Origin of the sequence: Enterococcus sp. DIV2384 (assembly GCF_050534975.1) — a bacterium.
Classification (GTDB): domain Bacteria; phylum Bacillota; class Bacilli; order Lactobacillales; family Enterococcaceae; genus Enterococcus; species Enterococcus faecalis.
On sequence record NZ_CP172905.1, the window covers coordinates 712,295 to 737,014 of the forward strand.

24 protein-coding genes and 1 riboswitch are annotated in these 24,720 nt (G+C 38.3%); of the genes, 15 read left to right on the plus strand and 9 right to left on the minus strand.

From position 1 onward, the window contains the following. Positions 1-20 precede the first annotated feature (20 nt). From IGK54_RS03415 to IGK54_RS03430, 4 genes are all read left to right on the plus strand, one after another. Complete coding sequence (locus tag IGK54_RS03415) at positions 21-791, plus strand: TatD family hydrolase (protein ID WP_010712094.1); 771 nt, start codon at positions 21-23, stop codon at positions 789-791. Continuing rightward, positions 788-1,372 (plus strand): ribonuclease M5, encoded by a 585-nt coding sequence (rnmV, locus tag IGK54_RS03420; RefSeq protein ID WP_002368172.1) that lies wholly within the window; start codon positions 788-790, stop codon positions 1,370-1,372. The genes IGK54_RS03415 and rnmV overlap by 4 nt, the downstream gene beginning before the upstream one ends. Before the next feature lie 18 nt (positions 1,373-1,390). Beyond that, a complete protein-coding gene (gene rsmA, locus IGK54_RS03425) occupies positions 1,391-2,278 on the plus strand; it encodes a 16S rRNA (adenine(1518)-N(6)/adenine(1519)-N(6))-dimethyltransferase RsmA (protein WP_002358849.1) in 888 nt (295 codons plus the stop codon). A gap of 126 nt (positions 2,279-2,404) precedes the next feature. Further along, entirely contained in the window at positions 2,405-3,022 is a 618-nt protein-coding gene (locus IGK54_RS03430; RefSeq protein ID WP_113848719.1) for a hypothetical protein, read from the plus strand. A gap of 50 nt (positions 3,023-3,072) precedes the next feature. On the opposite strand, the gene IGK54_RS03435 is transcribed toward IGK54_RS03430, so the two are convergent. Continuing rightward, the gene (locus IGK54_RS03435; RefSeq protein ID WP_002355822.1) at positions 3,073-4,176 is read right to left on the minus strand and encodes an ABC transporter ATP-binding protein; all 1,104 of its coding nucleotides are present in this window, start codon (positions 4,174-4,176) and stop codon (positions 3,073-3,075) included. Positions 4,177-4,361: 185 nt separating this feature from the next. On the opposite strand from IGK54_RS03435, the gene mgsA reads away from it, so the two are divergent. Both mgsA and IGK54_RS03445 read left to right on the plus strand, forming a co-directional pair. Further along, on the plus strand, positions 4,362-4,784 hold the full coding sequence (mgsA, locus tag IGK54_RS03440; protein WP_002355823.1) for a methylglyoxal synthase: 423 nt from the start codon (positions 4,362-4,364) through the stop codon (positions 4,782-4,784). A 66-nt stretch (positions 4,785-4,850) separates the two neighbouring features. Beyond that, positions 4,851-5,018: riboswitch (THF riboswitch) on the plus strand. A gap of 30 nt (positions 5,019-5,048) precedes the next feature. Further along, the gene (locus tag IGK54_RS03445; RefSeq protein WP_002385065.1) at positions 5,049-5,597 is read left to right on the plus strand and encodes a folate family ECF transporter S component; all 549 of its coding nucleotides are present in this window, start codon (positions 5,049-5,051) and stop codon (positions 5,595-5,597) included. Positions 5,598-5,648: 51 nt separating this feature from the next. Here the strand turns inward: IGK54_RS03445 and IGK54_RS03450 are convergent, their stop codons facing one another. Next, the gene (locus IGK54_RS03450; protein WP_002355825.1) at positions 5,649-7,415 is read right to left on the minus strand and encodes an ABC transporter ATP-binding protein; all 1,767 of its coding nucleotides are present in this window, start codon (positions 7,413-7,415) and stop codon (positions 5,649-5,651) included. Continuing rightward, entirely contained in the window at positions 7,405-9,132 is a 1,728-nt protein-coding gene (locus IGK54_RS03455) for an ABC transporter ATP-binding protein (protein WP_002363303.1), read from the minus strand. The genes IGK54_RS03450 and IGK54_RS03455 overlap by 11 nt, the downstream gene beginning before the upstream one ends. Positions 9,133-9,257: 125 nt before the next feature. On the opposite strand from IGK54_RS03455, the gene IGK54_RS03460 reads away from it, so the two are divergent. The 3 genes from IGK54_RS03460 to IGK54_RS03470 all read left to right on the plus strand — a co-directional run bounded on the left by IGK54_RS03460 (position 9,258) and on the right by IGK54_RS03470 (position 12,154). After that, complete coding sequence (locus IGK54_RS03460) at positions 9,258-10,025, plus strand: putative ABC transporter permease (RefSeq protein WP_002387023.1); 768 nt, start codon at positions 9,258-9,260, stop codon at positions 10,023-10,025. A gap of 248 nt (positions 10,026-10,273) precedes the next feature. Further along, complete coding sequence (locus tag IGK54_RS03465; protein ID WP_016615275.1) at positions 10,274-11,494, plus strand: 3D domain-containing protein; 1,221 nt, start codon at positions 10,274-10,276, stop codon at positions 11,492-11,494. A 96-nt stretch (positions 11,495-11,590) separates the two neighbouring features. Next, the gene (locus IGK54_RS03470) at positions 11,591-12,154 is read left to right on the plus strand and encodes a GNAT family N-acetyltransferase (protein WP_010825082.1); all 564 of its coding nucleotides are present in this window, start codon (positions 11,591-11,593) and stop codon (positions 12,152-12,154) included. 45 nt (positions 12,155-12,199) lie between these two features. Here the strand turns inward: IGK54_RS03470 and IGK54_RS03475 are convergent, their stop codons facing one another. Together IGK54_RS03475 and IGK54_RS03480 are read right to left on the minus strand one after the other, a co-directional pair. Next, positions 12,200-12,724, minus strand: a complete 525-nt coding sequence (locus IGK54_RS03475) for an LURP-one-related/scramblase family protein (RefSeq protein WP_002355833.1) — start codon at positions 12,722-12,724, stop codon at positions 12,200-12,202. A gap of 51 nt (positions 12,725-12,775) precedes the next feature. Then, on the minus strand, positions 12,776-13,645 hold the full coding sequence (locus tag IGK54_RS03480; protein ID WP_002383369.1) for a Cof-type HAD-IIB family hydrolase: 870 nt from the start codon (positions 13,643-13,645) through the stop codon (positions 12,776-12,778). A 133-nt stretch (positions 13,646-13,778) separates the two neighbouring features. Here IGK54_RS03480 and IGK54_RS03485 point away from each other — a divergent pair, with 133 nt between their 5' ends. From IGK54_RS03485 to IGK54_RS03505, 5 genes are all read left to right on the plus strand, one after another. Then, positions 13,779-14,459 (plus strand): uracil-DNA glycosylase, encoded by a 681-nt coding sequence (locus tag IGK54_RS03485; RefSeq protein ID WP_142957258.1) that lies wholly within the window; start codon positions 13,779-13,781, stop codon positions 14,457-14,459. 155 nt (positions 14,460-14,614) lie between these two features. Further along, the gene (gene pta / locus IGK54_RS03490; protein WP_002355836.1) at positions 14,615-15,598 is read left to right on the plus strand and encodes a phosphate acetyltransferase; all 984 of its coding nucleotides are present in this window, start codon (positions 14,615-14,617) and stop codon (positions 15,596-15,598) included. Positions 15,599-15,739: 141 nt separating this feature from the next. Next, positions 15,740-16,234, plus strand: coding sequence for a tRNA (adenosine(37)-N6)-threonylcarbamoyltransferase complex ATPase subunit type 1 TsaE (gene tsaE / locus IGK54_RS03495; RefSeq protein ID WP_016615276.1), 495 nt, complete (start codon positions 15,740-15,742; stop codon positions 16,232-16,234). Then, complete coding sequence (locus IGK54_RS03500) at positions 16,227-16,748, plus strand: N-acetyltransferase family protein (RefSeq protein ID WP_430603202.1); 522 nt, start codon at positions 16,227-16,229, stop codon at positions 16,746-16,748. Before tsaE ends, IGK54_RS03500 begins: the two co-directional genes overlap by 8 nt. 169 nt (positions 16,749-16,917) lie before the next feature. Further along, entirely contained in the window at positions 16,918-17,127 is a 210-nt protein-coding gene (locus IGK54_RS03505) for a hypothetical protein (protein WP_002355840.1), read from the plus strand. Between the two features lie 73 nt (positions 17,128-17,200). On the opposite strand, the gene bopD is transcribed toward IGK54_RS03505, so the two are convergent. The 4 genes from bopD to IGK54_RS03525 are packed head-to-tail and all read right to left on the minus strand — an operon-like array spanning position 17,201 to position 22,187. Beyond that, positions 17,201-18,211, minus strand: a complete 1,011-nt coding sequence (bopD, locus tag IGK54_RS03510) for a LacI family transcriptional regulator BopD (RefSeq protein ID WP_002358859.1) — start codon at positions 18,209-18,211, stop codon at positions 17,201-17,203. A 23-nt stretch (positions 18,212-18,234) separates the two neighbouring features. Next, entirely contained in the window at positions 18,235-19,242 is a 1,008-nt protein-coding gene (locus tag IGK54_RS03515) for an aldose epimerase family protein (protein ID WP_142957259.1), read from the minus strand. After that, on the minus strand, positions 19,232-19,900 hold the full coding sequence (gene pgmB, locus IGK54_RS03520) for a beta-phosphoglucomutase (RefSeq protein WP_002355844.1): 669 nt from the start codon (positions 19,898-19,900) through the stop codon (positions 19,232-19,234). The genes IGK54_RS03515 and pgmB overlap by 11 nt, the downstream gene beginning before the upstream one ends. Next, on the minus strand, positions 19,893-22,187 hold the full coding sequence (locus IGK54_RS03525; protein WP_142957260.1) for a glycoside hydrolase family 65 protein: 2,295 nt from the start codon (positions 22,185-22,187) through the stop codon (positions 19,893-19,895). Before IGK54_RS03525 ends, pgmB begins: the two co-directional genes overlap by 8 nt. Positions 22,188-22,467: 280 nt before the next feature. Here IGK54_RS03525 and IGK54_RS03530 point away from each other — a divergent pair, with 280 nt between their 5' ends. Continuing rightward, positions 22,468-24,636 carry a PTS transporter subunit IIBC gene (locus IGK54_RS03530; RefSeq protein ID WP_425135953.1) on the plus strand — a complete coding sequence of 723 codons (2,169 nt, stop codon included), beginning with the start codon at positions 22,468-22,470 and terminating at the stop codon, positions 24,634-24,636. The last annotated feature ends 84 nt before the right edge of the window (positions 24,637-24,720 follow it).

Genomic DNA, 24,720 nt, shown 5'->3' on the forward strand with positions numbered 1-24,720 from the left:
AGATAAAGGAGGCAATCATAATGATTTTTGATACACACACACATTTGAATGCAGAACAATTTAATGATGATATTCCAGAAACGATTGCACATGCCCAAGAATTGGGTGTTACAGAGATGGCCGTGGTCGGTTTTGATGAACCAACGATTGAAAAATCTCTTTTACTTAGTCAGGAATATGCCAATATTTATAGTATCATTGGTTGGCATCCAACAGAAGCGGGTAGCTATACGCCAGAGGTTGAACGACGATTACAAGAACAATTAACGTTACCAAAAATTGTCGCATTAGGTGAAATCGGTCTTGATTATTACTGGATGGAGGATCCTAAAGAGGTGCAAGAAAAAGTCTTTCGCCGTCAAATTGCGATTGCTCGGGAAATGAATTTACCGTTTAGTGTGCATACGAGAGAGGCATTAGAAGATACCTATCGAATTTTAAAAGATGAAAAAGTTTCAGATATTGGTGGAATCATGCATAGTTTCAGTGGCGATGCTGAGTGGATGAAGAAATTTTTAGATTTAGGTCTGCATATTTCTTTTAGTGGCGTCGTGACGTTTAAAAAGGCGTTGGATGTTCAAGAAGCGGCGATGGCGGTACCACTCGAACGAATGTTGGTGGAAACAGATGCACCCTATTTAGCCCCGGTTCCTTATCGTGGTAAACGGAATGAACCAGGCTATACACGATACGTAGTGGAAAAAATTGCTGAATTGCGTCAACTAACCTTTGAAGAAGTGGCAGAACAAACGAGAGTCAACGCTCATCGCTTGTTTCGGATAGATAAATGAAGGAAAAAATGAAAGTTGCAGAAATCATTGTCGTTGAAGGAAAAGACGACACACGCCGCATTCAAGAAGTAGTTGCAGCGGATACGATTGAAACGATTGGCTCTGCTATCAATGATGAAATTTTGACACAAATTGAACACGCACAAGAAACGAGAGGCGTGATTATTTTTACAGATCCAGACTATTCTGGCGAAAAAATTCGTAAAACAATAATGGAAGTTGTCCCTGATGCGAAGCATGCTTTTTTATCAAGAAAAGTCGCAGTGCCTAAAAAAAATGGTGGTAGCCTAGGGGTTGAACATGCTAGTGATGAAGCAATTATTGAAGCCTTAAAAAAAGTCGTAACACCTGTTCAAGCTGGTGAAGACTATCAAGAAATTCCTAGACAAACACTAGTTGAATATGGTTTAATAGCGGGAGCAAATGCAAAAAAATACCGTGAATTATTAGGAGATGACCTAAGAATTGGCTATACAAATAGCAAACAGTTAGTCAAACGGTTAAGCATGTTTCGGATTACAGAAGCAGAATTGAAAGAAAGCATGACACGTATTTTAAAAGAACTTGCAAACGAAGAATAACTACATGGAGGAACAAGCGTGACGGACTATAAAGAAATTGCCACACCATCCAGAACCAAAGAAATATTAAAAAAGCATGGATTTTCATTTAAAAAGAGTTTAGGTCAAAATTTTTTGACAGAGCCTAATATTTTAAGAAAAATTGTAGAAACAGCGGGAATCAATCAGCAGACAAATGTTGTCGAAGTCGGGCCTGGAATTGGTGCATTAACAGAGCAATTAGCGATGAACGCGGCACAAGTTGTGGCTTTTGAGATTGATGATCGCTTGATTCCTGTCTTAGCAGATACCTTAAGTCGCTATGATAATGTAACAGTGGTGCATCAGGATGTTTTAAAAGCTGATTTGGTCGAGACAACCAACCAAGTTTTTCAAGAGAAGTATCCGATCAAAGTGGTGGCTAACCTACCTTACTATATTACTACGCCAATTATGATGCATTTTTTAGAATCTTCTTTAGATGTAGCCGAAATGGTTGTGATGATGCAAAAAGAGGTCGCTGATCGAATTGCTGCTAAACCAGGAACGAAAGCTTATGGCTCATTATCAATTGCTGTTCAATATTTTATGGAAGCAAGTGTCGCCTTTATTGTGCCAAAAACGGTTTTTGTGCCGCAGCCCAATGTTGACTCGGCGATTATTAAATTGACGCGCCGTGCTACACCAGCAGTGACAGTGACCAATGAAAAAGAATTTTTCAAATTAACCAAAGCCAGTTTCCAATTAAGACGTAAAACATTGTGGAATAACTTAACGCATTTTTATGGGAAAGATGAACAAACGGTGGCTTGGCTAAAAGAGAGCCTAGCTGAAGCAGAAATTGATCCTTCTAGACGTGGTGAAACATTGTCTTTAGAAGAATTCGCTCGTTTAAGTAATGCTTTAGAAAAAAATAAACCAGTATAAAAAAGAACTTTCTGTTATTTATGAGAAATAACAGAAAGTTCTTTTATGTGTCTTGACACATTGCGGCTGTTCAGCTACACTTGAGAAAAACAAAAGGTGTCATGACACCTTTAGGAGGCAGTTTTAATGAAAACAAACTCAGTAAAACGTTTAACAATTTCAGCACTTTTAATTGCAATGGGGATTATCATTCCAATGGTTATGCCAAGAATTACCATTGGTCCAGCCAGTTTTACATTAGCAAGTCACGTCCCAGTTTTTATTGCCATGTTTATTTCTCCAGTGGTGGCAATTGCGGTTAGTCTAGGAACAGGTTTTGGTTTTTTCTTATCCGCAACACCGATTATTGCTTTGCGGGCCTTATCTCATTTGATTTTTGCAGTCATTGGCGCAGTGATTTTACAAAAGTATCCAGAAATTTTAATCAATAAAGAGGGGAAATTCACTTTATTAAATGGGAAATTACAGTTGTTTAACGTGGGAATTGGAGTGATTCATTCCGCTGCCGAGCTAGTGGTTGTTTCTGTATTTTACACAATGGGCAACTTGCCAGGAACTTATTATACAGCCGGCTTCATGTATTCTATTTTTCTTTTGATGGGCGTTGGTGGATTAATTCATAGTTTGGTGGATTTCAGTATTGCCTACTTTTTAGCAAGTACCTTAAGTAAACATGTAGATATTCCAACTTTTACAGAAGCGAAACAACCCAAAGTGATAAAGAAGAAGGTTAAATTAGCATAAAGAGAAACAATCGAGGCATCCGTCATTGCGACGGATGCCTCGAGATTTTTTTATTTAATGACTTCTTCTGTTTGAGGGTCGAAGAAATGTCCTTTGTTAATATCAAAAGCTAAGTCAATCATTTCACCAGGATGGTGGAAGTCACGAGCATCTACTTTTGAGATAAACTCTGTATCACCAATTTTTGTATAAAGCATGGATTCAGCCCCTAATAATTCAGAAACAACGACTTCAGATTTAATCACCGCATCTTTCATTGCCGTTAAAGCCACTTGTTCGCTATGAATATCTTCTGGACGAATACCGAAAATTAATTCTTTGCCTTCATAACCATGTTCAACAAGCTCTTTGTTTCTTCCTTCAGGAATTGCTAGTTTTAAACCATGTTGGTTAGAAATAACCCCATTGTTTAAGGTAACTTTGAAGAAATTCATGGCAGGTGAGCCGATGAACCCAGCTACGAACATATTTTTTGGTGTATTGTAAACTTCTTTTGGTGAACCAATTTGTTGAATAAAGCCATCTTTCATAATTACGATTCGATCAGCCATGGTCATCGCTTCGGTTTGGTCATGTGTCACATAAATTGTCGTAGTTTCTAAACGTTGGTGTAGTTTAGCGATTTCAGCACGCATGGCTACACGTAATTTTGCATCCAAGTTTGATAAAGGTTCATCCATTAAAAAGACTTTGGCATCACGGACAATTGCCCGGCCAAGTGCAACACGTTGGCGTTGTCCACCAGAAAGCGCCGCAGGTTTACGCTGTAGGTACTCTGTTAAGCCCAAAATATCCGCAGCATTTTCCACCCGTTTTTTAATTTCAGCTTTATCATATTTTCTTAGTTTTAAACCAAAAGCCATGTTATCAAAAACAGTCATATGCGGATAAAGCGCATAGTTTTGGAAAACCATGGCAATATCACGATCTTTCGGTGCAACGTCATTCATGACTTTGTCCCCAATTGATAATTCACCTTCAGTAATATCTTCTAAGCCAGCAATCATGCGCAATGTTGTTGATTTACCGCAACCAGAAGGTCCGACAAAGACGATAAATTCACGGTCTGTAATTTCTAAGTTAAAATCTGTAACAGAATAATGTTCTGCATTATCATATTTTTTATACACATTTCTAAGCGCCATTTCCACCATTTGATACGTCACTCTTTTCTTTTTGATTTGTTACTCATAGTTTAAATGAAAACGCTGTCTTTCAGCAAGGGAGAGTTGCACAAGAAAAAGAAGACTTTTTCGTCAAGGTGACAAAGGGCAAACACTCTCAGCGGATTTATCGATAAACTTTTGTTATAATATAACAAAGACAGGAGTTGGATAACATGAAAATCGCTTTAATCGCTCATGATCGTAAAAAAACATTAATGATCAAACTAGCAACCGCTTATAAACATATTTTAGAAAAACATGAATTGTATGCAACGGGAACGACAGGCATGAAAGTGATGGAAGCAACTGGCTTACCCGTGCATTGCTTTAAATCGGGGCCATTAGGTGGGGATCAACAGATTGGCGCAATGATATCAGAAGACAACATTGATTTAGTTATTTTTTTAAGAGATCCTCTTTCCGCGCAACCGCATGAACCAGATGTGACGGCTTTGATTCGTCTAAGTGATGTCTATGAAATTCCTTTAGCGACCAATATCGGCAGTGCTGAAATTCTTTTGAGAGGTGTCGAGGCGGGGTTTGCGGACTTCCGTGAGGTTATCCATGAAGGGGATCGTCGACCGTTAGCTTTTTAGAGAACCTTAATGGTTATTTTGACTATTTTGTGGTATATTTTATGAGGACTTTTGTCCAAATAAAATAACAGAGTAGGAGACAAAGCGTTAAGTGCTAAAAGGATGGGATGTTGCCTTTTGGACGAAGAACATAAACAGTGTGTTGCTAGAAAGCAAAGGTTCTTACTTTGCTTATCATCAGAACAACACGTTCAGCTTTTTAATGTTCGCGGTTTTGTTTTCGCATTCGCTGCATGGTTCGTCATGTAGCAGCTCTTAGAGGAGATGCTAAAAATGACAAAGAAAAAATTTGGCACAAAATCCATTGCGTTAATGGGCGTACTCATTGCGGTGGTCGTTGTCTTTTCACGCTTTTTTGCGTATGAAACAACGTTTTTAAAAATCAGTTTCACGTTTATCCCAGAATCATTGATTGGGATGATTTTCGGACCTTTTTGGGCTGGAATCGGCACGGCGGTGGCTGATGTGGTAGGAATGTTGCTTTTTCCAAAGGCAGGCTATTTTCCTGGGTTTACTTTAAATGCCTTTTTGGCTGGTGCTATTTATGGTTATTTCTATTATAAGAAAGAAATGACATGGCAACGAGTGATTTTGGCGACATTGTTGGTCACCGTTTTAATTAATATCATTTTAACTCCTTTGTGGTTAAGTTTAATGTATGGCGTCAATCTAGCAAATTTTGCTTGGTGGGTGCCACGCTTAATTAAAACAGTTATTTTCTTTCCTATTCAAGTAATTGCCACTTATTATTTAGGCAATAAAATTCCCTTTAAACGTTTATTTGGGAAACCATTATCTGAATTAGATCAATAAATTTAAAATTAAAAGAGTCACTTTTCATCATCCCAGAAAAGTGACTCTTTTTTATTGTGCTTTTTGATTAAACTGTGCTTCGTAAAGGTCACGATAATAACCCTGTTCTTTTTGCAATAATTCGTCATGGGTGCCAATTTCAACTACTTGACCATTGTCCATAACTAGAATTTTTTCAGCACTTTTGATTGTTGCTAAGCGATGGGCAATAACAAAACTGGTCCGGCCAGTCATCATTTGTAAAAAAGCATCCTGAATTTTTTGTTCGGTCAATGTATCAACTGAACTGGTCGCTTCATCTAAAATAAGCATCGGCGGATTACTAATCATCGTGCGTGCAATGGTCATTAATTGTCGTTGTCCTTCAGAAATTTTAACGCCTTGGGAACCAATCTCGGTATCTAGTCCTTGAGGTAAACGCATGACGAAATCAAAAATATGGGCTTTTTTCATGGCTTCTATAATTTCTTCGTCAGAGGCTTCAGGATTTCCGTACGTTAAATTTTCCCGAATGGAGCTATCGAATAGCCAAGTATCTTGGAGAACCATACCAAAACTTTTTCGCAAGCTGTCCCGAGTAATTTGAGTAATGTCGTGAGTATCAACCGTAATTTGGCCACGGTCGACCTCGTAAAAGCGCATTAACAAATTCACTAATGTTGATTTACCCGCACCAGTTCGTCCAACAATGGCAATTGTTTCTCCTGGTTCAGCAATTAAATTAAAGTTTTCGATTAAAGGTCGCGTCGGCGTGTAAGAAAAATCAACGTCTTTAAATTCAACACGGCCTCGCGCTTCTTTCAAAACAATTGCGTTCGGGGCATCAGGACGTTCAACTGGTTGATCCATCATATCAAAGGTACGTTCCAATCCAGCTAAGGCGGCTTGGATTTGGTTGGTAATTCCTGAGAGTTCAATAAAAGGTTTAGAAAATTGACTAGAGTAAATGGTGAAACTGGAAATAACACCAACTGTGACTAAAGGATTGCCACTTAAAACTAACAAGCCACCGACTAATCCAATCGATAAGTAAGATAAATGGTCGATAAATCGAGAAAGTGGGTTGGTTAAGGAAGAAGAAAACTGAGCCTTCTGTCCTTTTTCATACAACGTTTGATTCAATGCTTCAAATGTTTCTTGCGTAGCTTGTTCTTGTTGAAAGGCTTTAACAATTTTTTGGTTGCCAACCATTTCTGAAACGAAGCCGGAAATTTCACCAACAATCGTTTGTTGTGCAGCAAAGTTTTTTTGTGAAGCTTTTGCAACAAGCCAGTTTACAATAAAAATAATCGGCGTACTGATAAGAACCACTAATGTGAGCAGGGGACTTAGCCGAATCATAAAGAGCAAAGCAACAACGACGGTGGCCATGCCGGAAAATAATTGGTTGAAGACAGCCGAGCAAGCCATTGAAATATTGTCAATATCGTTGGTAAAGCGACTGACGATATTTCCGTGTGACGTTTGGTCATAATAACTTAACGGTAATTGATTTAAATGGGCAAAGGCATCTTTTCTCAGCTGTGTGGTCGATAAATAAGACACGCGATTACCGAGACGTTGAATCAGCCATTGACTTAGAACGGTTACGAGTAAAATCCCTGCTAATAAACCTAAAATTTTGATGAGTTGCGCAGCATTGACTTGTCCTTTACCAACCATTGTATCAACGGATTTACCTATATAATAAGTCATGAGGACAGTCGAAAAACCACTGAGAATTCCTAGGATTAAGGCGCCGATAATTTCTTTTGGATAGCGTAGTAAATACGGCTTAAAACGTGAGAAGGCGCCAAAATGAATTTTTTTAGTTTGCATGGGTATCCTCCTCCTGTGACGCAACGATTTCTTGATACTCTTTAGAAGAAGTAAGTAATTCTTCGTGGGTGCCAAGGCCAGCGACTTTTCCACTATCTAGGACTAAAATTTGATTCGCCGTAGCAATCGAGCTCACGCGTTGTGAAATTAAAATAACGGTTGTCTCTGCTCGTTCTTTTTGTAAAGCACGACGCAGATTCAAATCTGTTTGATAGTCGAGGGCACTCAAGGAATCATCTAAAATAAGTAAATGTGGTTTCCTAATCAAGGCACGGGCAATAGTCAACCGTTGTCTTTGTCCACCAGAAAAGTTTTTTCCGCCTTCGTTAACAGGCGTGTCTAACCCTTGGTCTAATTGTTCAACAAATTCTTTACATTGGGCGATAGCTAATGCTTCCCAACAGTCTTCATCAGTTGCATTTGGTTTGCCCCATTGTAAGTTTTCTCGAATAGTCCCTGTAAATAAGACGGCAGTTTGTGGGACACTTGCCACTTGTTGGCGTAAAGTAAAGAGCGGCCAATCGCGCACATTTATACCATTAATAAAAAGGTTTCCTGCACTCACATCATAAAATCTGGGAATGAGTTGGGTTAAGGTACTTTTTCCGCTGCCGGTAGGTCCTGTGATGCCGAGAATTGAGCCTTTAGGAATCGTAAAATTGATATTTTCCAAAGCCAAACCGGCCTCTGGTTCATAGCGAAAATCTACATGGTCAAAGGTAATATCACCAAATTGTGGCGATGTTTTTGCTGATTCTGGTGTATCTGTTAACTGGCTTTCTACAGTTAAAACCTCATTGACACGGTTTGCGGAAGCTGCGGCTCGTGTAAAAATTACTACGAGATTAGAAGCAACAATTAAAGCGAGCATCATTTGATTCATATAATTGATCAAGGCTAAAACTTCCCCTTGTTGCAGAGAACCAAAAGAAACTTTTAAGCCACTAAAATAAAGTAAAAATAAAATTCCAACATTCATAATCAAAGTGGTTAAAGGCGTTAATAAAGCAGAGACATTCGATACGCGAATGTAAATATCGCCTAAATCATCGGAAGCTTTATCAACATGTCGTTGCTCTGTTTCCTTTCTAGCAAACGCACGGATCACACGGACACCGCTTAAATTTTGACTAATTTGACGGTTTAACCGATCCAAATATTCTTGGACTTTTTGATATAAAGGCACAGTCACTTTAATGATAATAAAGAGAATAAGGCTAAAAATTGGTAAAAGTAATAGGAAAAGAAAGCCCATCTGCACGTCAATGTAAAAAGCCATCACCACAGAACCGATACTTAAAAAAGGTGTCCGAATGACCAACCGAATAAACATCGCTAAAGCCAATTGAAGCTGATTGATATCGTTTGTGATCCGGGTGATGAGGGTATCTGTACCAAAACTATTCAATTCTTTGTGTGAAAGCTGATTAATTTTCTTCATTAATTGATTTCTTAGCTCCGTCCCAAAACCTTGCGAAGCGACTGAAGCATAATATTGACAAATCATGACAAAAAATAAACCAACTAACGACATAACAAGCATCCAGAGGGCCATTTCTATGACAGTCTGTCGGTCGTTTTGACGAATACCGACATCGACTAAGTGAGCCATGAATAAGGGCAAGACTAACTCGAAACAAGCTTCTAAAAATTTGAAGACTGGACCGAGGATAATTTGTTTTCGATAATTTTTTGCGTATTTCAATAAACCAAACATAAGATTCCTCCCTTTGCTGCTCTCATTGTAGCCTAATCTTTCAATGAAAGAAAGTTGTTCGCTACATTTTCTCAACTTCTGGTAAAATAGAAGAAAAGCGCAAAGAAGTGGAGTGTGACAGAAACGTGGAAAAAATGAGTCAGGTTATTTTGTTATTTTTTATTTATTCCTTTATCGGCTGGTTATGGGAAACAGTGTATTGTTCATTAAAAGCCAAAAAATTTGTTTATCGAGGATTTTTGGTAGGGCCCTATTGTCCTATTTATGGATTTGGGGTCTTAAGCGTTCTCTATTTTGTGGAACCCTTCGAGAACAATCTCTTGGTATTGTATGTCGGATCGGCTGTTTTAGTGACGATTTTAGAATATGTCACTAGTTATGGCTTGGAAAAACTGTTCCATGCCTCTTGGTGGGATTATCATGATGTACCTTTTAATTTAAACGGTCGTGTGGCTTTACCGGTTTCTCTTTTTTGGGGATTGGGTTGTGTCTTGATTGTCAAAGTTATTCAACCAGAAATCGCCAAAGTTGTCAGCTTTTTACAAGCAACCTTTGGCAACTACTTAGCACTTTGCATAGTGATTGTAATGGGGCTTGACTTAATTTATACGTTGCTGAACATGCAAGGTTTCAAAAAACTTATTACCGAGATGGGCCAAACGTTGGAAACGAACCAACAAGAATTTAAGCAACGGTTGAACACAAAAATGGAAATCGCTACAGCTGATTGGCAGAAGTTAAAAGAACGAACCAAAAAAGAGCATTTCCAAAATCGGTTAAATTTCCAACAACGTCGTTTTATTAACAATTACCCAAAACTAACTTTAAAAAACATTAAAAATTCCAAAGAAGTTCGGCATCTCTTAGAAGATTTGAAGAAAAAGGGCCAATAATTAACAAAAAATATTACAAAATATTTCAATCAATGGTCTAATGGGATGAAAAAAAGAAAAATCATCAAAAGCTAGTTTTTAAGCCGTCTTAAGAAATTCTTAAAGAATTGAGATAGAAATGGACTAATGAATAAACGCAGGATAAAAAAAGAGTTGCATTTAAATTGTAACAAATTGTAACATGATTGAAATAAAACAAGCCCTCCTGACTAGTATAATGAGTAGGTGTTTTAGATAAGTTAGGAAAGGTGTTGGATTTAGTGAAGGTTAAAAAGTTGATACCATTTTTAACAACAATGATGCTTATCAATTTTGGACTTCCAGTCGCTGCGGCAGCAGAATCACTTGATTCGTTGCAAGAAAAAGAAGCGCAAGCGAAACAATCTGGGGAGTTAATTAGTAAAGAAATCAATTCAGCCTTAGACGATGTAAATGCTAAATATGCGGAAATCGAACGTTTAAAAACGCAAATTTCAAAAGCGGAAGATACGTTGAAAACTTCGAAAGAGGAAATAGAAAAAACAGAAAAAAATATTTCTCGTCGTAAAGAAGCTGTTGGCGATCGTATGAAGGATATTCAATTAAATGGCGACCAACGTACTTGGCAAGCCTTATTAGATGCAGAAAATTTATCAGATTTCTTTAATCGGGCCTACGCCATGACCGTTTTACAAAACTTTGAACGGGAAAAGATTGAAAGCTTAACTAGCGAAAAAGAAAAGTTAGCTGCATTACAAGAAAAAGTTGAAAATACACAAACAACTTTAAAACAAAATGAAGAGAAATTACAAGTTGAAGCTTCTTCAATGAATAATAAAGTCTCTGAGTTAAAAGAAAAAATGGCGGATAATGAAGAATTATTGGCTCAAATTTCGACAGACAAACAGAAAGAGCAACAACGCTTAGTCAGCGAAAAAGCAGCAGCTGAGGCACAGAAAAAACGTGCGGCAGAAACTGCCAAAGCAGAAGCAGCGAAGAAACAAGCAGCTGCCGACAAACAAGCGCAAGCAGATGCGGCGGCTAAACTAGAAGCCGAAGCTGCTGAAGAGTCAAGCAGTCAAGCATCAAGCTCTTCTACAAGTACGGAAAGCAGTAGCACTGAATCTTCAAGTTCAGCTAGTTCATCCGAATCGTCATCAACGACAGAATCATCGACAGGCGAATCATCAACACCAGGAACTGGCTCTGGTCGTGTGCTTCAGATGGAATCAACCGCTTATTCTTGGCGTGAGCCAGGTGCAAGTAATCTAAGTGCTACTGGTATTGACTTAAGTAAACAAAGCAATGTAGTTGCAGTTGATCCAAGCGTAATTCCTCTGGGGTCATTAGTGAAAGTCTCTGGTTATGGCTTTGCTATTGCTGGAGATACAGGTGGCGCTATTCAAGGAAATATTATTGATGTTCATTTTGATTCAGTAGACCAATGTCATGTTTGGGGACGACGTCAGGTTACAGTAGAAATTCAATAATAAATTTGTTATACTAAAGACAAGATAAAAGGAATTGGCTAAGTCAGTAATGATAGTAGCCAGTTCTTTTTTAGTTAAATGTAAAGGAGAATTACAATGATTCGCTCGGCAACAAAAGAAGACGGTCAAGCGATTGCTCGGCTGGTCTTAGTTATTTTAAAAGATATGGAGTTACCAATTTTAGAAGAAGTCTCAGAAGAACAAATGATTGACCTGTTAGCAGAGGCAACGGCGTATCCAACCTATCGCTATGGCTATCAACGAATTTTAGTTTATGAACATGCAGGTGAAGTTGCAGGGATTGCTGTCGGCTATCCTGCAGAAGATGAAAAGATTATTGATGAACCTTTAAGAGAAGTCTTTAAAAAACATGGCTTAGCAGAAGATGTTCGGCTATTTATTGAAGAAGAAACCTTGCCTAATGAATGGTATTTAGACACGATCTCTGTGGATGAACGTTTCCGCGGAATGGGCATTGGTTCTAAGTTATTAGATGCTTTACCTGAAATAGCCAAAGCTAGCGGGAAGCAAGCCTTGGGTCTAAATGTTGATTTTGACAATCCTGGGGCGAGAAAGTTATACGCAAGCAAAGGCTTTAAAGATGTCACAACAATGACTATTAGTGGTCACTTATACAATCATATGCAAAAAGAAGTGTAAAAATAACGAAGCTAAAGTCAATCACTTTAGCTTCGTTATTTTTCATTAATCCGTTAAAGGATCAAAATCTAATCCAAAATCATCGGAAGTTTTTTGTTTTTTCTTATTATATAACCAGTAGTCAAGGACAGCTGCTATACAGATGCACAACGGTGCGTCCTCATCATTGGCAACAGTTAAAACAAAATAGTCGCCTGTACAAAGCATGGTTTTATCCATTGACATAATTTTTTTATGGACTTGATAAATTGAATATTGGTGCGCTTTGATATCCCCAACAACTGCCCAGTGAAGGCCTTGAACATAATAGAAATCAGCATTCAAATTGAACAGTTTTCGTAGAGTACCCACTTTTTCAAAACGCTGATATAACTCAAATCGTGTGCCAAAAGTCCAAGAAACTTGTTTAATACTGGCTAAAATTTCTCCGTTCATTGCATATAAAGAAAGCGCATCTCCTCGTGTGCCCCAGCGCCCCACCAATAGAAAAAGTGAACGGCCTGCTTGGTCTTTCACGATGGTTCGCGTAACTTTTCCTAACTGTTGTTCTTGAATAAAAAATTCAGACACGACACGATCTCCTTTCTATATATAAATGAGTGCTGTAACTGGTAGTGCTTATTACAAATCTTCTCTTATTGCACGCAGGATGGCTTCGCCAACACCATTTTCTAAATTAGTGGCTGTTTCATATTTAGCGTATTCTTTTAATTCCAGTTCGGCATTGCCCATTGCAAAACTTACCCCAGCCCATTGAATCATGCTGACGTCATTTAAATTATCACCAATAGTCATGACTTGTTCAGCGGGAATCCCACGTTCTTTAGCGACGCGCGCAACCGCAATCCCTTTTTGTGCTAGGCGGTGGTTAATTTCAATATTATTAAGCGCAGAAGAGGTAACAACCAAATCATCTAGTTCTTCTACTTCCATCCCAGCAGGACCTAATACTTTCGGCCCATCCATACTGAAGCCAATAATTTTAAGGACTTCAATCGAATCATCTTTTAAAATGTCGTCTAAACGATCAACATAGGTAATATGCAATAAAGATAGGTGTGCTGAAGCCATGGCGATCGCCACTTTATAAGTTAAATGGGGCATGGATTCTGCAATATGAGCGGCAAAGTTTTCAATTCTTTTTTCTTGATGTTCAGAAAAAATACCTTTATTTGTAGAGATTTCATAGTAAACATTGTGTTGACTCAAAATAGTTAGTACTTCGGTTACTGTTTCTTTTTCGATCCCAGCCGTGAAAAGTGAGTGTCCATCTTTGTCGAACACTTGGGCGCCGTTTAAAGTAATCATGGCGCAGTCAATTCCAGCTTCTTCTAACGCGGGTTTCGCTTCGGTATATGCGCGGCCAGTAGCAACCATAAATTCGATTCCTAAACGTTCCGCTTCGCGAATTGCTGAAGCGTTATCATTTGTGATGCTCATTTTTGCATCTAAAAGTGTTCCATCCATATCTGAAGCAATTAATTTAATCATCGATTCTCTACACCTCATTATCTATTTAAAGCTTACCTATAGTTTACCACGTTTTTCCAAGAGAAAGTACCCAGAAATTTCTTGTCAGGTTTGGAGAAATTCGTTATGCTTAGAGAGCGAAGGAGTGAGCATTATGAAAGAAATTATTCACAATAGTTGGCAAACCGTTTTATCTGCTGAATTTGAAAAACCGTATTATCAAGAATTGCGGGAATTTTTGAAAAAAGAATATCAGACACAAACGATTTATCCAGATATGTATCATTTATTTTCAGCGTTAGAACTAACCCCTTTTGAAGAAGTAAAAGTAGTAATTTTGGGACAAGACCCATATCATGGACCCAATCAAGCACACGGACTAAGTTTCTCTGTCCAGCCAGGTGTGAAAGTGCCGCCATCTCTTGCGAATATTTACAAAGAATTACAAGCTGATTTAGGGTACCAACCCGTCAACCATGGCTTTTTAGAAAGCTGGGCCAAACAAGGCGTGTTATTATTAAATACTGTGTTGACCGTTCGGGCAGGTCAAGCCTATTCCCATCGAGGTAAAGGGTGGGAGCAACTGACAGATGTCATTATCGAAAAGTTGAATGAGCGTGAAAAACCCGTTGTTTTCATTTTATGGGGACGTCCTGCTCAAGAAAAAATTAAAATGATTGATATGACTCGGCATGTGATTATCAAATCGCCACACCCAAGTCCATTGTCAGCACATCGTGGTTTTTTTGGCTCACGTCCGTTTTCTCAAGCGAATGCCGCTCTAGAACGTTTAGGGGAAACGCCGATTGATTGGCAACTTCCTGAAACAGTGTAATGTAACAGTGCAAGCTGTTATAGTGTAGAAAAGTTAGTTTGTGAAAAGTTTATCGGATTATTGGTTTTTTTGACTAATACAGCTAGAAAAAACTGTTATTTTCTTTGAGAATAGTGTATGATGGATTTTGTAAATATAAAACTGGAGGGTTTATCGTGGAATTATTCGATAGCTTAAAATTTAAAGTTGTACGCCGTAATATCAAAATTGTTTTCCCTGAAGCAACAGATCCTAGAATCTTAGGTGCTGCTGCCCGCTTAAAATCTGATGAATTAGTAGAACCAATCTTAATTGGTGATCCAACAGATATCGCAAATGCTGCTATGGCTCGTGGAATCAACACATCAAACTTTATTATTATCAACCCAAATGATTATGAAAAATGGGATGAAATGGTCGAAGCATTTGTTGAACGCCGTAATGGAAAAGCTACTAAAGAAGATGCTGAAAAAATCTTAAAAGATGTCAACTATTTCGGTACTATGTTAACTTACATGGGTATTGCTGATGGTATGGTTAGTGGTGCTATCCACTCAACAGGTGATACAGTTCGTCCTGCGTTACAAATCATTAAAACAAAACCAGGCGTAAGCCGTACAAGTGGTGCCTTCTTAATGATTCGTGGTCGTGACCAAGAAAGATATTTATTCTCAGACTGCGCGATTAACGTGAACCCAACTGCACAAGAATTAGCTGAAATTGCTGTTGATAGTGCCAAAACAGCTGAATTATTTGACATTGAACCAAAAGTTTCATTGTTAAGTTTTTCAACAAAAGGTTCTGCAAAAGCACCAGAAGTAACAAAAGTTGCTGAAGCTACAAAAATTGCGCAAGAATTAGCACCTGAATATGCGATTGATGGTGAATTACAATTTGATGCTTCTTATGTATCTTCTGTCGCACAATTAAAAGCGCCTAACTCAAAAGTTGCTGGAGAAGCAACAGTCTTTGTATTCCCAGATTTACAATCAGGAAATATTGGCTACAAAATTGCTCAACGTTTAGGTAACTTTGAAGCAATTGGCCCAATCTTACAAGGATTGAACAAACCAGTTTCTGATTTATCACGTGGTGCAAACGAAGAAGATGTTTATAAATTATCAATCATTACAGCTGCTCAAACATTAATGAACGACTAATTAACTATGTCGAAGCATGATAAATAAGCAAAGTAGAAGTTGAGGTTCCCAGGACACTTGGGCCTCAACTTTATTTTTTTGAAGCTGCCACTAGTCAACTTATTGAATTTTCGGTATACTTTCATACATAGATTCTTGCAGATGGGAGGCAAAAAAATGAACATTGTCCTGAACAATCCATTGGAAACAGAAGCAATTGCTAAAATCATTGGACAAAAGGCACAAGCTGGTGATGTAATTGTCCTGACTGGTGATTTAGGGGCCGGTAAGACGACAATGACGAAAGGGATTGCTTTAGGATTAGGCATTTCCCAAATGATTAAAAGTCCCACCTATACGATTATCCGAGAATATCCACAAGGACGACTTCCGTTATACCATATGGATGTCTATCGTGTTGAAGAGGGTGCGGATGAATTAGGGTTAGATGAGTATTTTGAAGGAGATGGGCTATCCGTTGTAGAATGGGGTAGATTGATTGAAGAAGAATTGCCAGAAGATTATTTAGAAATTATTTTAAATAAAGATTCTCAAGAAGCTGACAAGAGAGTTCTTGAATTCCGTGGAACTGGTCCATTGGCAGAAGAAAGAATAGCAGAGATTTTACAAGCGTGGGAGGCTCGCGAATATGACTGAACAAACATTTTCTATTCGAGAAGCAGTGCCTACTGATGCGGATCAATTACTATCTGTGATGTCAAAAATTGGGAGTGAAACGCCCTATTTGGTAATGGATGAGCGAGGAATGGCTATGTCGACAGCAGAATTGGCTGAAAATCTAGCAACACTCTATGAATCGCCAAATAATGTTTTATTGGTGGCATTAGTGGGAGAAGCGATCATTGGGACCGCATCTGTGTCTGCTTCTTCTAAAAAGCGGATGGAGCATATTGGTGAAATTGGCATTAGTATTTTAAAACAGTACTGGGGCTATGGACTGGGCAGTATCCTGATGGAAGAACTTATTCGCTGGGCGCATGAAAGTCATGTTATTCGTCGCTTGGAATTAACGGTACAGGATCGTAATCAACGAGCGATTCATGTCTATAAAAAATTAGGTTTTGAAACAGAGGCAATTATGCCTCGGGGCGCCAAAACAGACCAAGGTGAATTTTTAGATGTTCATTTAATGCGTTTGCTGATTGATTAATTATTGGTTAATAATTTTAATTTCTTAAATAATCGAACGATAATTGCATGAAAAAACAAAATTTTCGCAATTATCGTTTGTTTCATATTTATTTTTCTGATATTTTTGTTATAATTATAGAAGAATTTAACGAAAAAATGAAAATTTATTTTGGGAAGGAATGTAAGAAATGGCGAAGGCAACGAAGATGAATGTTAACTATCGAGAGTCGATCTTGGATCGTGCGTATCGTTTAGAGCTAATAAAAAAAGATGAGTATGCAAAACATCAAGAAAAATTATCATTATTAAATGAAAAATTGTCTGACGGGGAACCAGCTCAATTTGATGCAAAAGAAGAAACGTTTTGGAAAAAAATTTCGCAAAAAGTTATTTTATAAAAGTAATACATACGAATAAGAGCGTACACATAGAAAGAAGCATAAGCAGTGTCAAACTGCTTATGCTTCTTTTTTAATGAATAGGAATAACTGTTTCACGCTTAATTAATTTGTGAGGAATAACGAGACGGACACCATTCGTCAATTCTTCGTGGATTAATTCATATAATTTTTTCATCGCCATTCGACCTAATTCTGACGTGTCGATGTCAATACTTGTTAGATAAGGATGTGTCAATGTTGAAAAGATTGAGTTGTTAAAACTAATAATGGATAACGTTTCAGGAACTTGATAACCATAGATTTGCGCAAGTTGCATCGTCCGCAAAGCAAAGATATCATCAATCACCACCAACGCCGTGGCATTATTTTGATGAAGAATGTCATCAAAAGCCATGTAATCTTCAGGTTTTTCTAACGCAACGCTTGGTAAAACAGTTAATCCTTGCATCATCATTGCTTTTTGATAACCAAAGTAACGTTCAAAGTACAAACTTTCATGCGTTGTATTGGTCACAAATAAAATATTTTTATGGCCGTTTTCAATTAAAAATTCCGTCGCTTGTTTCCCTAATAATTGATTATCATTATCCACGTAAACTATTTCCGTTTCATGTTGGTAAGGTTGACCAATTAAAGTAAAGGGAATGTTGTTTTCATATAAGTAATCAATGACGGGGTCCTTACTATCTGAATACACAAGAATAAAACCGTCCACTTGTTTTTGAAGATGCATTCTTTTAACGTTTTCCAATAGTACATCAAAACTTTTGGCAGTTGCAATAGCAGTAGTCATATCATAAAGACGGGCTTCCTCGTTGATGGCTTCCATAATTTCTAAATAAAATGGATTCCCTAACCGTTCTTTCGAATCTAAAGGAGGTAAAATTACGCCAATGGCACTTGAAATTCGTTTACCCAAATTCCGTGCCGTCATATTTGGCACATAGCCTAAGTCATCCATGACTTTTCGCACTTTCTTTTTTGTCGATTCAGAAATACTTGGATGATCGTTAATGACACGCGAAACGGTTGAGGTTGCAACCCCCGCTTTCTTAGCGACATCTTTTACTGTAATTGCCATTTTTGCCACGCCTTTCTTAGTGATTATAGAAGGTTAAATTGATAAACCGTTTGGTAGGTTTGCTTTTTATTAGCTGGTAATAAAATAGAGCCCCACTGAGGATGATGAACAATGTCTGGATACTCTTGTGGTTCAATTGCTAAGCCATAGTTTGAATGCATCGCTTGTCCATTAATAGAAAATGGAGCCTCAAAACCAGTCGTAGAAAATAATACCATACTTTGGTTCGTTGTTGCTATCGTCATTTTTCTTCCAGAAGTAGGTTCTTGTAAGCATAATTGTGGCTGTCTTAAGTCAGAGCCAACTAAGGAGAAAACATCATCTAACCCAGTTGGATAGCGTTGGAGGATTGTTTCGATAGGTGTCAGTTCATTAAAACGTATGGATAGTTCAGAAGCTGGTAAAATCTGTCCAGTAGGCAGCTTATTATCGTCTAATTCTAACATACCTTGACAGTTCAAAGATAGCAAATGTGACAGAATGTCTAACTTTCCATCGCCAGATAAATTAAAGTAGGCGTGGTTCGTAGGATTAAAAAGTGTTTCCTGTTTACTCCGTCCAGTACTGATCATTCGTAAATGATTATCCTCTAGCTGGTAGGTGATGGTGGCCTCAATTGGTCCAGGATAGCCAGAAATGGTGTCGGTTAAATGAAAAGCAACGCCAATGATATCTTTTTTTTCAAAGGGCTCGACTGTCCAATATTGAAAAGACCACCCCTTTGAGCCACCATGGATATGGTGACCGTCGCTATTTTGTTCTAATATTCCATTTTGCCAATGGCCATTACGTATGCGTCCAGCAACTGGTCCAACAGTGGCGCCAAAAAAGCTTTGATCCTTTAATACATCTTGATACGAATCATACGATAAAAGGATATTTTCCCAATGATTATTTTTGTTTGGCATCAAAAGTTGATGGAGGCGCGCGCCATAATTGAGAAGAACGACTTCTAAAAAGTCGTTCTTCAAAGTAATTTTTTTTAAGTTTGTGTTTGGAATATCGGTTACGGTGATACGATTATCCTTCATGATCAAGCCACACTTTTTTTAAGTAATCAAACGTTAAAGCGCTCGTCTCTGGCACGATGGGCAACCCTTCGCCTAACTCTTCTTTGCGGCCAACGCCAACAGGCTGCGCACCACTAGCAAGAATCGCTTGAATCCCAGCTTTGGCATCTTCAATGCCAAGACATTCTGCTGGTGTCAAATCAATTTCTTTCGCAGCTAAAATGAAAATATCTGGAGCGGGTTTGCCTGCCTGAACGTCTGCTGGATTAGCAATGGCATCAAAAAGGGGCGTCAATTGCATTTTTTCTAAAAGGAAAGGCCCATTTTTACTTGCAGAAGCCAAGGCGATTTTAATATTGGCTTCACGTAATTCCGTTAATAAAGAAAGAATTCCTGGATAGACATCTTCAGGCGTAATTGCTTGGATCATTTCCAAGTAATAATCGTTTTTCCGTTGCGCTAACTGGGCAAATTCTTCAGAAGAAAACGTGCCTTCTTTTTTTCCGTATTTTAACAGTAACTGCAGAGAATCTTCACGGCTTACACCTTTCAATTGTTCGTTGAAAACACGGTCAATGGAAATTCCAATTTCGTTCCCTAATTTTTTCCAAGCGTGGTAATGAAATTCTGCTGTATCAGTAATAACGCCATCTAAATCAAACAAAACGCCTTTAAACATGAACTTCTTCCTTTCTGATCGGTAAAACTAATCGATCTTTTAATGTGTATTCTTGATTGTAAACAGTTAATGGAATTGCAGGTCCGTCGAGTAAAGTGAAGGCCACTTGGTCTGCTGCAACTTCAACAAATAGTAAACGATTCCGATAATTAATGTGGAATGAGTAGGCTGTCCATGTCGCTGGTAAAAAGGGGGCAAATTTTAGTTGCTGATGGTCCGTTTTCATTTGGGCAAAACCTTGAACAATCGCTAGCCAACTACCAGTCATTGAGGTAATGTGTAAGCCATCTTCTGTATCATTATTGTAATTATCTAAGTCAAGGCGCGCTGTTCGTTGATACATTTCCACTGCTTTTTCTTCCATGCCTAATTCAGCAGCTAACACAGCATGAATGCTTGGTGAAAGAGAAGATTCATGGACAGTCATTGGTTCGTAAAAGTTAAAGTTCCGGCGTTTTTCTTCTAAAGAAAAGGCGTCATTGAAGAAATAAATTCCTTGAAGAACATCGGCTTGTTTAATGAAACAAGACCGCAAAATTTTATCCCATGACCAATGTTGATTTAAAGGCAGCTCACTAAGTGGTAAATCAGAAACAGGCATTAAATCTTTATCTAAGAAAGTGTCATGTTGTACAAAAATGCCTAATTCATTATCCACTGGGAAGTACATATTTTCTACAATGTCTGCCCATTTAGCTAATTCGTCGTCTGCAATTTTGAGCGTTGTTTCTTCTTGGAATTTTAAATAAGACTCACGGGTGTAACGTAGAACCCACGCAGCGATGGTATTGGTATACCAGTTATTGTTGATATTATTTTCATATTCATTTGGCCCCGTTACGCCATGAATCATATATTGTTTATGACGTTGGGAAAAGTGGACCCGATCTGCCCAAAAACGAGCAATTGCCACAAGCACTTCTAGACCAGCATCTTTGAGATAGTCTTCGTCTCCTGTATAGTTGACATAATTATAAATCGCATAAGCAATCGCACCATTTCTGTGAATCTCTTCAAAAGTGATTTCCCACTCATTATGACATTCGACACCAGTAAAAGTAACCATTGGGTAAAGCGCACCCTTTAACCCTTGTTGTTGGGCATTATGAATGGCTTGAGGCAATTGATTGTGGCGATATTTCAGTAGATTTTTAGTAACTTCGGGCTTAGCCAACGCCAAGTAAAGTGGGACAGCATATGCTTCAGTATCCCAATATGTGGCACCACCATATTTTTCGCCAGTAAAGCCTTTTGGTCCGATATTTAAACGATCGTCTTCACCATAATATGTTGAGAAAAGTTGGAAAAGATTAAAACGGATGCCTTGTTGGGCTTCGTCATCTCCTTCAATAACAACATCAGCTAATTGCCAACGTTTTGCCCAAGCGGCAGCTTGCCCAGCTTTTGCTTCAGGGTACAAGGTAGTCATTTCTGCAAATAATTCGTTTACTCGTGTGATTTGTTGCGTTTCTGGCACATCACGACTGGTAACGACAAGCACTTCTTTTGTGATGGCGGTCGTTTCGCCTTCGTTTAAAGACACTGTCAATTCTGCGGTTAAAGCCAAGGGCTGTTGTGTATATGTAGGCACAACAGAGGCTCCATCGATGAAATGGCGCATGCCTGCAGTCACTGTAAAACGCTCTATTTCAAAGTTGTTAGGAATGGTCTTAGTCGTGACAAAGCCAAGTGTTTCTTGTGTTTCAATAGCTATTTCTTCCCAAAAATGTTCTTCATAATTGCTGTCTTCATTTTGAACATCGCCATCCAATTTTGAGTGAAGAGTGATTGTGCCTGTACCTTCCAGCATTTCAATTGTTAAGTGGATGTAAGCTGCTTCTTTTTTTTCTAAGCTTAAAAAACGTTCAAAAGAGAAGCGCACTTTGTTCTTCGGTGTTTGGATGGTGAATTGCCGAGAAAGGACCCCGTTTTGCATGTCTAATTCTAAAGAAAAATCTTCGTAAGGTGTAGTGGCTAAATCAATTGTTTGTCCATCAATTTGTAAGTCCATTGCGATGAAATTAATTGCGTTAATCACTTTACCAAAATATTCAGGATAACCATTTTTCCACCAACCAACACGTGTTTTGTCTGGATACCAAACACCTGCTAAATAGGTTCCTTGATGGTGGTCGCCAGAATAGTGTTCTTCAAAATTTCCCCGCATCCCCATATAGCCGTTGCCAATGCTTGTTAATGATTCTTGTAAACGTAAATTTTCTTTATCTAAGTGTGTAGTACGGATTTTCCAAGGATCAATTTGGAATAAACGTTTGATTTGTTTCATGAGAATCCCCCTCAGTGATTTTATTGATAGGTCTATCATAAACGCAACCGATTGCATTAGTCAATAGTCAATGCTTAAAAAGTGTAATCTTATGAATAAAAGCTGAAACAAAGGTAGGATAGAAGGAGCTTTATTTGCTTTATTAAAAGACAAAATAAAAAAGGATTAAGTAGTAGGGAGTTGTTTTCCACAATATTTTTGAAATTAAAGCATTTACAAAAAGGAAACAGGAGTATATAATGGCAACATAACGAAACCGATTGCGTAAGGAGTGGCAAGAATGAAAAAAATGTTTAGTTTTGAGTTTTGGCAAAAATTCGGGAAAGCTTTAATGGTCGTTGTGGCAGTAATGCCCGCAGCGGGTTTAATGATTAGTATTGGGAAATCGCTTCCTTTAATCGATCCTAATTTAGGCTTGTTAGTAACAACAGGCGGAGTTCTAGAGAGTATCGGTTGGGCAATTATTGGCAACTTACATTTACTATTTGCGTTAGCAATAGGTGGCAGTTGGGCCAAAGATCGTGCAGGTGGCGCATTTGCAGCGGGGATTTCTTTTGTTTTAATCAACCGTATTACTGGAGCCATTTTTGGTGTAACAAATGAAATGTTGGCAGATGAACAAGCTTTCACGCATACCTTATTTGGCACCAAGATTATGGTGAAGGGATTCTTTACAAGTGTCTTAGAAGCTCCGGCATTAAATATGGGTGTTTTTGTAGGGATTATTGCTGGTTTTGTCGGTGCGATGGCTTACAACAAGTATTACAATTATCGGAAATTACCAGATGCGCTATCATTTTTTAATGGTAAACGGTTTGTCCCATTTGTCGTTATTTTGTGGTCAACAATTGTCTCAATTGCATTAGCACTTATTTGGCCAAATATTCAAGCGGGAATTAATAATTTTGGGTTATGGATTGCGCAATCTCAAGACAGTGCACCTATTTTAGCGCCATTCTTATATGGAACGTTGGAACGTTTGTTATTACCTTTTGGGTTACATCATATGTTGACGATTCCAATCAACTATACACAATTAGGTGGAACGTATGAAATTTTATCTGGCGCACAAGCTGGAACCCAAGTCTTTGGTCAAGACCCTTTATGGTTGGCTTGGGCAACAGACTTAGTGAATCTTAAAGGTGCTGGTGATATGAGCAAGTATCAGTTTGTCTTAGAAAATTGGACACCAGCTCGATTCAAAGTAGGCCAAATGATTGGTTCTTCAGGGATTTTAATGGGGATGGCTTTGGCGATGTATCGTAATGTCGATGCAGATAAAAAAGCTAAATATAAATCAATGTATTTTTCTGCTGCTTTAGCTGTTTTCTTAACTGGTGTGACAGAGCCGTTAGAATTCATGTTTATGTTTGCTGCAGTGCCGCTTTATGTGATTTATGCCGTAATCCAAGGTGCTGCTTTTGCAATGGCTGATATTTTACCATTGCGTGTGCATTCGTTTGGAAATATTGAATTGTTAACAAGAACACCGCTAGCAATAAAAGCTGGTTTAGGTGGCGATTTAATCAATTTTGTTTTAATGGTCATCATTTTTGGTGTTGTCACTTATTTCTTAGCGAATTTCTTAATTAAAAAATTTAATTACGCAACACCTGGAAGAAATGGAAACTATGACAATGATAACGGCGAAGAAATCGCATCTGGCGCGGCTGGTTCAGGCGTCGTCGATCAGCAAATCGCGCAAATTGTCTACTTACTTGGTGGTAAACAAAATATCAAAGAAGTTGATGCGTGTATGACACGCTTACGTGTCAGTGTAAAGGATCGAGAAAAAGTCGGTTCGGAAGAGGCGTGGAAAGGGGCAGGTGCAATGGGCTTGATTGTGAAAGATAATGGCGTTCAAGCCGTTTATGGACCAAAAGCCGATGTTTTAAAATCCGATATTGAAGATTTACTAGCTTCCGGCGTTGACATTCCAGAACCGGTTATAGCAGAAAGTACAGCAGGAACGCCAACAACGAATTTTTTAGGCAAGAAAAAAGATTTCGTGGCTGTGGCGACAGGGGAAGTTATTCCAATGGCGCAAGTCAATGATCCTGTCTTTTCACAAAAAATGATGGGGGATGGATTTGCAGTTAAGCCTCTAGAAGGAGAGGTGGTGGCACCAATTTCGGGGAAAGTTCTAAGTGTTTTCCCAAGCAAACATGCGATTGGGCTACAAACAGAAGAAGGTATTGAAGTACTTGTCCATATGGGAATTGATACAGTTGAAATGGCAACACCTGCTTTTGAATCTTTTGTTAAAGAAGGACAATCATTGGAAGCTGGGACGAAACTAGCTAAAATGAACTTGGATGTGATTGAACAAGCTGGCAAAGAAACAACGATTATTGTCGCTTTTACAAACAGCGACAAAGTGGAACAAGTAGTTATTCATCAACTAGGAACCACCACTGCGGGAACTGTGATCGGACAGATTGAAATTTAAATGATTAGGTATGAGGTCGGGACAGAACCGTTTAACTCCGAGAAATAAGAAGGAATTTCCGGAAATTGCTTTTTAATTTTTGGA